Consider the following 12,956-nt stretch of genomic DNA (forward strand, 5'->3'; position numbering starts at 1 on the left):
GGGATATGGCGCGCCATCGCGGCCCTGTTCTGGTCGATACCAACGCCATGCTGGAAAGTTTCCGGGTGGGATCGTGGCGTGCGCTCAGCGGAGGCTATGCCGTGGAGACCGTTGAGGATTGCATCATCGAGACGCAGACCGGCTATCAGCGCCGCAGCCCTGAAATGCAGATCGATGCCGCGGAGCTTCGGGCAAGCCTCAAGGCGATCCATCCGGTGATCGACGCCCAGCGTGCCGTCGTCGCGGTGCGTGCGACTGATATCGCGCTGGACGTGGGCGAGCGATCCCTGTGGGCGCATGCGCTCACGCGCAGCGATGCGTGGGTTCTGTGCGGCCCGGACAAGGCCAGCATGCGCTTCGGCGTGCGGCTGGGATTGAAGGATAGGCTGATAGCGTTGGAAACCTTGCTGTCGGACGCCGGCCATCGCCCGAAGGAGGCTCTCAAGCCCGCCTACACCGCCAAATGGCTTGATAAGCTGCTGGGCGAACTTTTCATGTCGGAAGGATTTGGGCGGTCATGAAAACGTCAGAGGAAGTGCGCGCCCAGATCGTCAATGTCTTCCGCCGCGACCTGATCGGTCCCGGCCCGCAGGATGCTGATCTCGCGACCGAACGCCTGAACGAGAATCCTGCGCGTTGGTATCTTGCCGGCTTCATCGCGCCTGCGGAAGACCCGCTGGGGCTTGAAGGTGACGACGATGATGTCGATCCCTCGGCGCAGGAGGAGATGGAACTCGATGTCGAGGAGCCCGATGCGGACGGCTCGAATGGCGCGGCTGCCGACAATGAAGAACCGGAAGCGCCCGTAACGCGAAGGCGCTTCCTGCCATCGTCGATCGGATTGACGGTGCTGCTTGATCCCAATGTCACCGAGATCGAGGCGCGTGTGTCCTGGGGCGACTACCGCACCGAACCGCGATTGCCCGAGGAAGTGCTTCTTCCCGAGCCGAAAGCCGAGGAGGTCGACGGAGATGGAAAGAAGAAGCGCGTAGAGCGGCCAATGGTCGATTGGGTCCGTAGCCCAAAGGAGCGCGTCATTGCTTTGCCCGTGACGGAGGGACGGGGCTCCCCGATTGTCGTACCGGAAAGCGCAGCAGAGCAAAGGCGTGGCGGGGGCCTGGTCCTCGAAACGCATTCACGCCTGTTCAGTTATGAGACGCCTGATGGGCAAATTGAGTGTGTGCGCGCGCTGACAGTGTTTCTCGTCAATCGCCGCGCCACGGTGCATCGCTTCTATTCCGATGTGAGCTACGCCTTCCAAGCGCGCCTCGAACTGGTTTCGGAAAGCGGCTTCCGGCCTCGTCGTGATTTGTCTGGCTATCGCGCCCCGGATTGGGATTTGCGGGTCGCCGATCTGCACTATCGCGATCTCAATGAATGGGCCGTGGGTCGCAACGCCGCTGCGGGTTGGGAGGCGGCGGAAGGCATCGGCCAACTTGTTAAACGGGTTTGGACGGACCCTCTGCCATCGGCCGAGGTCGAACGTGTCGCGCCCAATGAAGATGCCGATTTGAAGGCGCGTGTCTCGTTCGGGATGGAAGCGCTGGCGCAATTGGCTGAAGGCGATGGGGTAGGCCTGAGATCGGCACTTGCCGATCTGCCGGGTCTCTACGGGTCATGGATCGATTCTGAGCGCGTAAAGCTAGGCGGGCTACCACAACGGCGCAAAGAGACCGGCGAGCGCCTGATTGCCGATATGGAAAAGGCGCAAGTCCGGATCGCCACCGGCATCGAGTTGCTTGCTACTGACACCAAAGCCCGCACGGCCTTCTGCTTCATGAATCTCGCCGTGGCGATGGCGGCACGACGCCGGGTTGCGGGCGCGACGGGCGACCCTGCGGCACTTCCCGAACCCCAGTGGCGACCATTCCAGCTGGCCTTCGTGCTGCTAAATTTGGCGGGTTTGGTGGATCGTCGCCACGCTGACCGCGAAACTGCGGACCTTCTGTTCTTCCCCACCGGCGGCGGCAAGACAGAAGCCTATCTTGGCCTCGCGGCGCTCGTCATCGCCCATCGGCGGCTTGGTGGGTCCGGCGTGCTTGGCGCGGGTGTTGCGGTGATCATGCGCTACACCCTTCGCCTTCTTACCCTTGACCAGCTTGCCCGTGCGGCTGGTGTTGTTTGCGCGCTCGAGCTCATGCGCACTGACGCCAAGAATCTCGATAGTAAGGGCCAACGTATGCTTGGTGACTGGCCGATCGAGATCGGCTTGTGGGTTGGTTCCGACGCCTCGCCGAATAAACTCGGCGGCAAAGGCAATAGCGATGAAACGACTGCCGTGGGTCGGGTGCGGCGTTACCAGAGCGGACGCGACAAGCGCGCGCCCGCTCCACTGAAAGAGTGCCCGTGGTGCGGAACGGAGTTCAAGGCATCCTCGTTTTCCTGCACGCCGAACATGCATGCGCCAACCAATCTCGAAATCCGCTGCGTCAACACCACTTGTGACTTCAGCCGAAATCGGCCGCTGCCAATTCTAACAGTCGATGAGCCGATCTATCGCCGTCTTCCTGCGTTTCTGATCGCCACAGTCGACAAGTTTGCGGCACTGCCATGGGTCGGGGAAACCGGTGCCTTCTTCGGGCACGTCGACAGGTTCCGGCCTGACGTAGGCTTCTACGGCGCTGCCGAGCCAGGGCTTGGAAGCCCTCTCGGCAATGGGTGGTCGCTGGATCCGCCCGATCTCATCATTCAGGACGAGTTGCACCTTATTGCGGGGCCACTTGGGACCGTTGCTGGCCTTTACGAGGCGGCCATAGATCAACTCGCATCTCGTGGTACCGGGAAGATGCGCATACGTCCCAAGATTGTCGCATCAACCGCCACGGTCAGACGCGCAGCCGATCAGATCTCTGCGTTGTTCGACCGCAGCAGCACGAGCATTTTTCCACCGCCCGGAATTGATCGAACAGACAGCTTCTTTGCACGGACGGTATCATCCAGGGTAAGCGTCCTCTGACGGCTACGGCATAAGGTTCCACGGCAACAGGTCGGCGATTTTGTTGATGGGGTGATCGGCGATCCTGGTGATGACTGCTCGCAGATATCCCGCTGGGTCTCGCCCGTTGAGCTTTGCGGTTTCGGTGAGCGTGTAGATGGCGGCGGCGCGCTCGCCGCCTGCGTCGGACCCTGCGAACAACCAGTTCTTGGCGCCGAGCTTGAGAGGCCTGATGGCGCGTTCTGCGGCGTTGTTGGAGATATCGAGGGTGCCGTCGTCGAGATAGCGGGTGAGTGCTGCCCAGCGCGATCGGGCATAGCGAATGGCCTTGGCCAGGTCGCTCTTGCCGGAGATCTGGGCGAGGGAATGGTCGAGGAAGCTGGCGAGTTCGGTCATGACGGGCAGCGCCAGATCCTGACGAGCCTTGCGCCGATCCTCGGGCTGCTGGCCGTGAATGAGGCGCTCAACCTCGAACAGCTTGCCAATGCGGGTCATCGCCTCCAGTGCCAGGGGCGAGCCTGTCCCGGCGTGAACGTCGTGGAAGTTGCGCCTGACGTGCGCCCAGCAGGCAACCTCGGTTGCGGCGGCTGAACGCGTGGCACTCGTCGCATAGAGTTCGTTGAATCCGGCATAGGCATCCGCCTGCAGGAATCCTGCAAAGGCCTTGAGGTGCTCGCGCGGTCGCTCTCCCTTGCGGTCGGGCGTGTAGCGATACAGCGCGGCGGGCGGGTCTTGACCGCCACGGGGTCGCTCATCGCGCAGATACACCCAGAGCCGCCCTGTCTTCGTGCGCCCGAGGCCCGGCGCCAGCACTGGCACGGGCGTGTCGTCGGCATGCAGCCGCTCAGCCCGCATCACATGGGCACCGACCGCCTCGACCAGTGGCGCGACAAGCTCTGCGGCCTTGGCAACCCAGCCGGCCATCACCGAGCGCTCGATCTCGACGCCCTCGCGGGCAAAGATCTCTGCCTGGCGATAAAGCGGGAGATGATCACAGTATTTGCCAACCAGAACCTGGGCGATCAGGCCCGGTCCGGCCATGCCGCGCTCGATCGGCATGCTCGGCATCGGAGCTTGCGCCATGCTCTCGCAGGTGCGGCACGAGAAGGCGGGACGCACATGGCGGATAACCTCGAAGCGGCCCGGCACATACTCCAGGACTTCACGGACATCCTCATCCACCTTGCGCCACTTGCCTGCCGTTCCGCAGGATGGACAAGCACAGGCAGGGTCGTTCACGATGGCAGGCGTGTGTACGATCTCGATGCGCGGCAGATGCTCAGGCAAAGGGCGGCGCGTGGCCTTCGGCTTGGCTGTTGCTGCATCAGCGGCAGGAGCTATCTCGTCGATGGCTGCATTGTTCGCCGCCTCGACCATCTCCAGTTCCTCGAGCCGCAGTTCCAGTTGCTCGATCTCATGGGAGAGCTTCTCCGAGGAGCGGCCAAATTGCATGCGCCTGAGCCGCGCGATCTGGATCTTGAGCTTCTCGATCTCCAGGCTCTTGACAAGAAGACCGGCCTTGGCGGCGGCAGCTTCGGCCTGCGCCGTCTTCAGCGCTGCAGCCTGCGCAGCGACGAGCGCGCGAAGCCGCGCCACCTCGTCACTATCTTGTCCCGCTGCTTCGATCATGAGGTGAAGATACCAGGGCAGATGGGGTCAAGCTATTGAATCAATGTCGATCTTGACCTTTTGCGCGAAGCACTTCACCCCGCACGTCGTGGCTGATCCGTGCGTAACGGCGAGCGCCAGTCGATGCCTTCGAGCAGCATCGACAGCTGTGCGGGCGTCAGTACAACCTCGCCATCCTGCGTCACTGCCCAGACGAAGCGGCCACGCTCCAGCCGCTTGGCGAACAGGCAAAGCCCCGTGCCGTCCCACATCAGAATCTTCACCAGATCAGCGCGCTTGCCCCGGAAAATGAACAGGTGGCCGCGGAACGGATCCTTCTTCAAAAGATCCTGCACCACCATCGACAGCCCGTCGAAGCCCTTCCTCATATCCACAGGTGCCAGCGCCATGTAGATGCGCGCGCCCGCCAAAGGCGAGGTCAGGGTTTGTGGCGTCATCGGTCGAGCGCTGCGACAAGAGCCGAAAGCCGCTCAGGCGCGATACCCTCATCCGCCTTCAGCACCCGGCCGTTGCTCAAGCTGACCTCCACCGTGCAGTCGGCACGCGGAGCCATCTTGCGCGGGGGCTTTGGTGAAGGCTTCTGTCCCGGCTGCGCTTCGGCTGCGATGACAACAGGCGCGAAGACCGGAGCCTCCAGCGAGGCCAGCGGCGTCACGCCCGGCATCAGCCCCGCCTTCGCCTGCTTGCGCCAGTAAAACAGCAGGCTCCGGCTCACCCCATGCCGATCCGCAACCGCCGCCACAGAAGCGCCCGGCTGCATCGTCGCCTCCAGAAGCCGCACCTTCTCCTCGACGCTCCAGCGACGACGGCGCTCAACCTGGCTGATAATCTCCGTCCGGGTGTCCATAGCCGTCCTTGCGCATAGGCTTAAGGACGACAACAACCGTCCAGACCATGCTCATACGATGCCGGACCCGCCCCCGCGCAAGGCAGCCATGGCAGAACGCTTACCATCCAGGACCAATGCAGCTAGGCTCTATCTTGGTATCGCTGCCCAAGGGCGCGGGCCAAAACTCGTGTTTCTGCGTTCCTTGACGACCCTCGTCGCGGCAGCACAGGCGGCATACGACGCCAATGTGCCAGCTGATCCAAAGAGCAGAAATCCGGCTGACCCGTTCATGACAGCTCTTTGCTATTTCAACGCGTTGCGTGAACTGGGCGGCGCGCGCCGAATTGTTGAGGATGAAGTGCGTGATCGCGCAGCTCGCTACGGCTCCCAACGCCGAAGGGTGGACCCGTCCGATAGCCCTTTTGCTGACCGCCGCATCAAGGAACCGATGGAGCTTACCTCTCGCGTTTCAACTGACGAGGTTGCAAAGGCGAAGCAGCGCCTCGAGGCTGTCTTCGGTCGGGACGCAGAGACGGTCGACATCGCCCTCGCGACCAACATGATATCGGTTGGCCTCGATATCACCCGTCTCGGACTAATGGTCGTGCAAGGCCAGCCGAAGACCGCTGCGGAATATATTCAGGCGACCAGCCGCGTCGGTCGAGACCACACCCGGCCCGGGATCGTGCTCGCGGTGCTTAACCTGCATAAGCCACGCGACCGCTTGCATTTCGAACAATTCGGGCAATTCCACCGTACTTTCTATCGGGCTGTCGAAGCAACGAGCGTAACGCCCTGGGCTGCTCGGGCATTGGATCGCGCCTTGGCCGCAGTTGTAGTGGCCGCTGCGCGTCATGTGGATGGGGCGCTCACGCCCGATGCTGCTGTCAACGAGCTGAAGAACAATGTCGGGATCCGTAACCTGGTGCGAGATTCGATCGTTGAGCGCGCGCCGGAGCGGATGATCGCTGGTGGCCGCGTAGTACTGTCAAAGCTGATCGATGACATATTAGATGCTTGGATCGAAACCTCCGACGAGCAGGCTGCGGGAGGGAACGCGTTTGCCTACGCCAAGAAGAAGAGTCCGCATCGTTTGTTACATATGCCGCTTGAGCCTGAGATCGCTGGCTTGCCTGAGCCTCATCGTAGATTTGTGGCCGGCCGTTCCATGCGCGACGTAGAGCCCAACGTGACTTTGAAGGTCAGGGATCCTTTCGGAAACACAATTGCAAATGCGGAGGATCTCGTGTGACGAAGAATGCTCAGCGGCTCAGTCAGCTAATTTCCACCTTTGGTCCCGGGGCGATGATCGACTTACCAACTCGATCGGTTGTGGTCGGAGGCCTGGAACAATGGGACATGAAGGGGAACGCCTTCAAGACGCTTCCAGAGCCACGCCTTACGTTGCGCCTGGAACAAATTCTGAAAGCGCAAGGACGCCTGGATCCGGCAGCCAACCTGACATTGCGAACACCACCGACTTCGATAGACTCAAGGGAAGGCGTCCCGCGTGGCGTTGCAGCACCGGTGTTCCCCACGTGGTTCATCTGTGAACAGATCGAAGCTAATTCCTTGGGAACGAAGACCATCAGGCGGCGACGGTTAGTTCGCTGGCAGGACCTCGACAGCAAGGGCCGGAGAAGATTCCAGTACGATGATGGCCGCAAGAGTGATGTGACGCCGATCCGCTTCGTGTGTGCATGTGATAAGGGGCATCTGCAGGACATCGACTGGCGCTGGGTCGTTCACGGATCGAGTGGATGCCACGAGCCGATGTGGGTGGAGGAAAAGGGAACTAGCGCTGACCCCGCAGATACCAGCGTCGTATGCGGATGCGGTAGTCGTCTTTCCCTTCAAGACACGTTCCAGCCAGGAAGGCTTGGCAAGTGTCGTGGGGAGCGACCGTGGCTGTTGGACCGCGACCCTGAAGGGTGTGGGGATAATTTAAAGCTCCTGACTCGAACTGCGACAAATACATATTTTCCGCAGGTGCTGACTATCATTTCATTGCCCACGGAGCAGGATGAACTGACTCAGCTCGTCGATGAGCTTTCGGGTGACTTGGCTAGTGTACAATCGGTACAGGATGTCGCTCAAGCCAAAAAGTTCAATCCTAAGATATCGGCGTCTCTTGGTGCATTCTCTGGTGCTGACATCTTTGATGCCCTGCAACGCATTCGCGACGGTGCGAAAGCAGACGCGACTCGTTCCCCAAAGCTGGCGGAATTCGACACGTTCGCTTGCGGTCGCTCCGAAATCGGAGTGAACCATCCGACAGCCAAACTCTTTGCGCAAACCCTCATGCGAGATGCCTGGGCCGATCCAGCTGCCGGCATCGACCTATCGGGCATCACTAGCCTTGTCGCTGTGCATCGCTTGAGGGAGGTGTCATGCCTCTATGGATTCACAAGGTTTGAAGCAGCGCCGACCGGATCGGATGGCGATGTTGAAGATATTCAATTGACTGTTCGCGGTGCCCCCATCTCGCGTGATGCCGACTGGTTACCGGCAATCGAACAACTTGGAGAAGGTATCTTCATCCATTTTGATGCCGCAGCAATTGCAGAATGGCTTCGAAATGAGGCTCCGGCAGCACGAAATCGAAAGCTATTGGCTGGCTATGGACATTGGAAACAGCGCTTTTCTGGGAAAGCACCCGCCTATCCTGGGACAGCGTACGTGCTTCTTCACAGCATATCTCATGCATTGATGGCCGAAATAGCTCTCGATTGCGGATATCCGGCAAGCTCTTTGAAGGAACGCGTATACGCACTATCGGGCACGCGAAGTGGTGGCGACATCGACCGCTGCGGTATCCTTATCTACACAGCAAGCGCTGGTGCTCAGGGCACTCTCGGAGGTCTGGTCGCCACGGCTCCACGGTTTGCGTACATTCTCAAAAGCGCGTTGGACCGCCTACGAATATGTTCAAACGATCCTGTTTGTGCAGACCACGAACCTGACGACAGAAGCGGCGATCGGGCAACCCACGGTGCCGCTTGCCATGGTTGCCTGCTGATCGCTGAAACGAGCTGTGAGATGAGAAACCTCTTTCTTGATCGTAGCCTGTTGGTGCCGACGATGGCGGATAGTCTATCCTCCTTCTTTAAGTGAGCCTTTGCCTCCTGCTTTGGGGTGGCATCCGGCTTCACTTAAGCAAAAGCAGCATCTCTGCCTATTGCCTGTACACGGGAAAGAAACATGAAACTGATCAGCCGCGCGAATGGTCTGTTTCTTTTGGCTGGGCCGACCATGCATTTTGCATGGGCGCAAGGGGAAACTGCAGGGCGGAGTTCATGTCATTTAGAGACTGTTTGGAAAGTCGGCGATTGGTGTTTCGGTGGGCTGGCGAATGTGATTCACATTACGGATGTGGACACATGAGAACCGGGGCCGGATGGCCAAGATCGCCAAGAAGACGAAGCGCTATCCCTGCGACCTGACGGACGAGGAGTGGGCCCGGATCGCGCCCTTGATGCCCAAACCCGGACGGACGGGACGGCCTCGGGAGACGGACTTCCGCGAGGTGATCAACGCCGTGCGCTATCTGGTGCGCTCGGGCTGCGGCTGGCGGATGCTGCCTCATCATTTCGGCCATTGGCGAACGGTTTACGGCTGGTTCCGCGAACTGGCGCGGCGCTTCCTGTTCCAGACCATCCACGATGTCGAGCTGATGCTCGACCGGGAGCGGGTTGGTCGCGAGGCAAGCCCCACGGCGGCGGTGATCGACAGCCAGTCGGTCAAGGCTCCGCAAGCCAAAACAAGGGGTTACGACGCCAACAAGAAGATACGCGGCCGCAAGCGACATATCGCGGTCGATACCGACGGACGGCTCTTGATGGTCAATCTGACGACCGCCGACATCTCCGACAGCGCCGGTGCGCAAGCCATCCTCGATGCCATCCGCAAGCGCTGGCCCTGGGTGAAGCATCTCTTCGCCGACGCCGCCTACGACCGCCTGACCTTGATGGACAAGGCCGCCTATCTCAACTTCGTCATCGAGATCATCCGGCGCTCCGAGCAGCAGAAGGGCTTCCATGTTCTGCCCCGGCGCTGGGTCGTCGAGCGGACCTTCGGATGGATGATGCGCTGGCGCCGCCTCGTCCGCGACTATGAAAAACGCATCGACGTCTCAACCGCCATGATCCACGTCGCCATGGGCGGCCTTCTTATCCGAAGAAACGCTCATCCCTGACTTTCCAAACGGACTCTTAGAGCCGTTACCGTCGAAAAAATCTTCGCCATCGCAGCGCGGCGGGACTCATAATCTACCGCGTAAGAATGGCGCTTGAACTCCACGCCATCAAGCAAGGCGGCGATGTAGCCGGCCACCGTGTCCGCAGCCATGATGAGCGACGTGTCGACGTTGTGGATGTAGCGGCTCGTGATGGTGCCTTGAGCGTGGCCCAGAAGCGCAGCCACAGTGGATTCTGTGAACCCCAACTCGTTCGCGATGCTCGCGAAACTATGGCGCAGCACATGGGGCGTGATGCCAGCGATCGGCGTGCCGGCGATCATCTTGTCCCAATGCTTCGGAAACCCGATCAGCGGCTTGCCGGGCAAGGTGCCCGGAAACACCGGGCCCGCGGCAAGGCGGGGTTTGCGTGCCTCCAGCATCTCGATGACTGGCAACCCGATGGGTCGAACCGAGGCACCTTCCTTGGTGTCGACGAGGCGTAGGCAACTCGACCCGACGTCGACCTCCCGCCAGGCCAGATTCAGGATTTCACCGCGACGGCAACCCGTGAGCGCGATGCAGCGCGCGACGACAGCGGCGGTTCCGAACTGGTCATCGTCGGCCGCTTTCCGGAGGAATTCGCCAAACACCCGGTATTCATCTTCGGAGAGACGGCGCGTACGCTTCTGGTAGGCCATCTTGCGAATGCCATGCACGGGATTGGTTTCGATGATCGCGTGCTGGCGCGCATAGGTCAGGAGTGCGCCCAGCAGTCCAACGGTGCGAGTACCGGTGCCCGCCCCACCCCGCACTATGGCGCGCCCGCGCTTGCGGGTCTTGACGTCGGCGCGTGTCTGGCCGGTAGCGACGTCGCGCATGAAGCGCATTACGTCAGCCGAGACGATGTCCTTCACGCGCCGCGTTCCAAGCAGCGGGATGATGTGACGCCGGATCCGGCCCTCGTCGGTGTAGATGGTCGATTCCTTCTTCGGCAGACGCTTTTTGCCAAGGATCAGGCCAGCCTTCGCGTCCTCGATATAGCGTTCGCACAACTCCTTGATGGTGATGGCGCGGATATCGAGTTGCCGTTCCTCGGCTGGATTGTCGCCCTGGGCGATCCGGCCAAGCAAGGCGCGTGCCTGTCGCCGGGCCGTTTCCGGCGTCCAGACGCCGTGCGGGCCAATCGTCAATCGACGCGTGCGCCCTTTCGCGCGATACTGAACGAGATAACTACGCCGGCCCGAGCTAAAGACCCGAAGCCCAAATCCGACGAGTTCGTCGTCCCAGATGAAGTAGTCCGTGCCCTGCGGCATTGCCTGATCGACAGTCCGCTTGCTAAGCTTTCCCACGTCGGTTCTCCTGGTTCGCGTTGCGGTCCATGGAGCCCGTTTCCGGAAGCACCACGGCAGCACCTGGAGGGAAATTGCGACGTGCCATGGGATACACGGTTCGGTGCGCAATGCCAGTAAATCTCAATATACGTAGTATTTTAGAGAGAATTTTCGTATAAAGAGAAAGTCTAGCGAAGATTAGCCGAAGTCGCTCCGAAGGCAGAGGTCACAGGTTCGAATCCTGTCGGGTGCGCCAATGATTTCAATAATTTAGAGAAGTTTTGCGCAGGCCGAAAATACTCGGGGTAACACCGGGGTAACACGGCGGGTAGCTGCCCTGTTTTGCGGTAGCACCTGAGTCGTCGTTGGACGCCTAAAGGGGTAAATCTCCGAAGCCGATTCACACATTGTCGCCCGCAACGAACGCTGGACCGGCGCCGGAGCCAGTGAGCCTTACGAGGCGGTCTGGGCGCGCGAGGCCATTTCTTCGCGCCTCGCGTAAGTTCCAAATCGCTACCTTCTCCGGTGGTTATGCGAACTGGTCGGAAATCTGGCTCCCATCCCAAACGAAGAAAGAGATGCCCAAGCGCATCGGAGCCCAAAGGGCCCCAGCCAAGAAGGACAAAAAAGAGCGACACGAGGTAAGTAGCCCAAGCGTCACCTCCCGCGAAAATCGGTTCGCCTCGTCCGCATCCGCTTTTGGCAAACACGGCTGCGACCGCCAGCATCACCACAAGCCCGCCGAATACGATCCAATGTCGCAGTCGCTTTGCGCCTGCCGTTTTCAAATCTCTCATTGAGCGTCCCGAGGTCCGATTTCTAGGCTATCGATCAACGATAAAAGGCCCCCATTACGGGAATCATACCAAAGGCCCTTTGACCTGACTCACCGAGGGTTCCCAAACTGACTGCGGCGTGATTCAAAGTGCGTGGAGGACCCACGCCATGCCGAAGGTTGTCGAGATCAAGCCGAGCCATACTCCCGCCGAGCTGCGCCGCCTGGCGGCATCGGGCAAGGATGCGAACCAAAGTCGACGATTGCTGTCCATCGCTGCGGCGCTGGACGGGATGAGCCGGGCGGAGGCCGCCAAGATCGGCGGCATGGACCGCCAGACGCTACGGGACTGGGCGCATCGGTTTAATGAGCAAGGCCCTGCCGGGTTGAAGGACAACCGTCGCCGGGGGAACCCAAGACGTCTGTCGCAGGCGCAACTGGTGGAGCTGTCCGAGATCGTCGAGACCGGCCCCAACCGCGCTGTAGACGGCGTGGTGCGCTGGCGGCGGATCGACCTGCAACGTGTCATCGCGGACAAGTTCAAGATCGCGTATCACCAGCGCAGCATCGGCAAGCTGCTGAAGCACCTGGGCTTCTCGCACATCAGCGCCCGGCCACGGCATCCCGGGCAAGATGGCGAGGTCATCGCGGCTTTTAAAAAAACTGGCCCAACACGCTCGCGGCGCACATCAAGGGCGTGACGCGCAAGACGAAGATCGAGATCTGGTTTCAGGATGAGGCCCGCATCGGCCAGAAGAACGGGCTCGTCCGGCAATGGGCGAGGCGCGGCACAAGACCTACCCAGCCTGCCGACCAACGCTATGAGAACGCCTATCTCTTCGGTGCCATCTGCCCCGAAAGAGGCGTGGGCGCGGCCCTCGCTTTGCCCCATGCTGACACCGACATGATGCAACTGCATATCGACGAGATATCCCTGCACGTCGCCAAAGGCGCTCATGCCGTGCTGCTGCTGGATCGAGCCGGATGGCACATCACCGGCGACCTGAACTGGCCGAAGAACATCACGCCGATCCTGCTGCCCTCGCGCGCGCCGGAACTGAACCCCGTGGAGAATATCTGGCAGTATCTGCGTGCCAACTACCTCTCGAACCGCGTCTTCGAGACATACGCCGACATCATCAATGCAGCCTGCGAGGCCTGGAACAGGCTCACCGAAAGGCCCGACGTCATCACATCAATCGGGATGCGCCACTGGGCGCAAACAGGTCAGTTGTAAGGGCCGTTAGTATCATCCAAATAGCGCGCTACGTCTGGAATGG

General features: G+C 60.7%; 10 protein-coding genes and 1 pseudogene. 7 read left to right on the forward strand and 4 right to left on the reverse strand.

Going from position 1 to position 12,956, the window contains the following annotated elements:
* Window positions 1-5: 5 nt before the first annotated feature.
* Together HEQ16_03925 and HEQ16_03930 are read left to right on the forward strand one after the other, a co-directional pair.
* Entirely contained in the window at window positions 6-521 is a 516-nt protein-coding gene (locus HEQ16_03925; protein MCO4053205.1) for a hypothetical protein, read from the forward strand.
* Window positions 518-2,938: pseudogene (locus tag HEQ16_03930) on the forward strand (hypothetical protein). Before HEQ16_03925 ends, HEQ16_03930 begins: the two are co-directional and overlap by 4 nt.
* 21 nt (window positions 2,939-2,959) lie before the next feature.
* Here the strand turns inward: HEQ16_03930 and HEQ16_03935 are convergent.
* The 3 genes from HEQ16_03935 to HEQ16_03945 form a co-directional block, all read right to left on the reverse strand.
* Window positions 2,960-4,564, reverse strand: a complete 1,605-nt coding sequence (locus HEQ16_03935; GenBank protein ID MCO4053206.1) for an IS66 family transposase — start codon at window positions 4,562-4,564, stop codon at window positions 2,960-2,962.
* 74 nt (window positions 4,565-4,638) lie between these two features.
* Window positions 4,639-5,001: an IS66 family insertion sequence element accessory protein TnpB gene (gene tnpB / locus HEQ16_03940; GenBank protein MCO4053207.1), complete on the reverse strand. Its 363-nt coding sequence runs from the start codon at window positions 4,999-5,001 to the stop codon at window positions 4,639-4,641.
* On the reverse strand, window positions 4,998-5,411 hold the full coding sequence (locus HEQ16_03945) for a transposase (protein MCO4053208.1): 414 nt from the start codon (window positions 5,409-5,411) through the stop codon (window positions 4,998-5,000). The genes tnpB and HEQ16_03945 overlap by 4 nt, the downstream gene beginning before the upstream one ends.
* Before the next feature lie 58 nt (window positions 5,412-5,469).
* Here HEQ16_03945 and HEQ16_03950 point away from each other — a divergent pair, with 58 nt between their 5' ends.
* The 4 genes from HEQ16_03950 (at window position 5,470) to HEQ16_03965 (ending at window position 9,588) form a co-directional block, all read left to right on the forward strand.
* Complete coding sequence (locus tag HEQ16_03950; GenBank protein MCO4053209.1) at window positions 5,470-6,645, forward strand: hypothetical protein; 1,176 nt, start codon at window positions 5,470-5,472, stop codon at window positions 6,643-6,645.
* Window positions 6,642-8,507 carry a DUF1998 domain-containing protein gene (locus tag HEQ16_03955; GenBank protein ID MCO4053210.1) on the forward strand — a complete coding sequence of 622 codons (1,866 nt, stop codon included), beginning with the start codon at window positions 6,642-6,644 and terminating at the stop codon, window positions 8,505-8,507. Before HEQ16_03950 ends, HEQ16_03955 begins: the two co-directional genes overlap by 4 nt.
* Before the next feature lie 87 nt (window positions 8,508-8,594).
* Window positions 8,595-8,777: a hypothetical protein gene (locus HEQ16_03960; GenBank protein MCO4053211.1), complete on the forward strand. Its 183-nt coding sequence runs from the start codon at window positions 8,595-8,597 to the stop codon at window positions 8,775-8,777.
* Window positions 8,764-9,588 carry an IS5 family transposase gene (locus tag HEQ16_03965; protein ID MCO4053212.1) on the forward strand — a complete coding sequence of 275 codons (825 nt, stop codon included), beginning with the start codon at window positions 8,764-8,766 and terminating at the stop codon, window positions 9,586-9,588. Before HEQ16_03960 ends, HEQ16_03965 begins: the two co-directional genes overlap by 14 nt.
* Here HEQ16_03965 and HEQ16_03970 read toward each other — a convergent pair.
* The gene (locus tag HEQ16_03970; protein MCO4053213.1) at window positions 9,579-10,919 is read right to left on the reverse strand and encodes an integrase arm-type DNA-binding domain-containing protein; all 1,341 of its coding nucleotides are present in this window, start codon (window positions 10,917-10,919) and stop codon (window positions 9,579-9,581) included. The two genes, HEQ16_03965 and HEQ16_03970, sit on opposite strands and share 10 nt — an antisense overlap.
* Window positions 10,920-11,846: 927 nt before the next feature.
* On the opposite strand from HEQ16_03970, the gene HEQ16_03975 reads away from it, so the two are divergent.
* A protein-coding gene (locus tag HEQ16_03975) for an IS630 family transposase (GenBank protein MCO4053214.1) occupies window positions 11,847-12,913 on the forward strand; the annotation gives its coding sequence in 2 pieces (ribosomal slippage) (window positions 11,847-12,333 and window positions 12,333-12,913; 1,068 coding nt in all).
* Window positions 12,914-12,956: the final 43 nt, after the last annotated feature.

The organism is Bosea sp. (in: a-proteobacteria) (assembly GCA_023910605.1).
GTDB lineage: Bacteria > Pseudomonadota > Alphaproteobacteria > Rhizobiales > Beijerinckiaceae > Allobosea.

Bases quoted from the DNA above. Each gene is read 5' to 3' on its own strand.
- HEQ16_03935 (MCO4053206.1), bottom strand. From the start codon at position 4,564: ATGATCGAAGCAGCGGGACAAGATAGTGACGAGGTGGCGCGGCTTCGC.
- HEQ16_03925 (MCO4053205.1), top strand. From the start codon at position 6: ATGGCGCGCCATCGCGGCCCTGTTCTGGTCGATACCAACGCCATGCTG.
- HEQ16_03945 (MCO4053208.1), bottom strand. From the start codon at position 5,411: ATGGACACCCGGACGGAGATTATCAGCCAGGTTGAGCGCCGTCGTCGC.
- HEQ16_03950 (MCO4053209.1), top strand. From the start codon at position 5,470: ATGCCGGACCCGCCCCCGCGCAAGGCAGCCATGGCAGAACGCTTACCA.
- HEQ16_03965 (MCO4053212.1), top strand. From the start codon at position 8,764: ATGTGGACACATGAGAACCGGGGCCGGATGGCCAAGATCGCCAAGAAG.
- tnpB (MCO4053207.1), bottom strand. From the start codon at position 5,001: ATGACGCCACAAACCCTGACCTCGCCTTTGGCGGGCGCGCGCATCTAC.
- HEQ16_03960 (MCO4053211.1), top strand. From the start codon at position 8,595: ATGAAACTGATCAGCCGCGCGAATGGTCTGTTTCTTTTGGCTGGGCCG.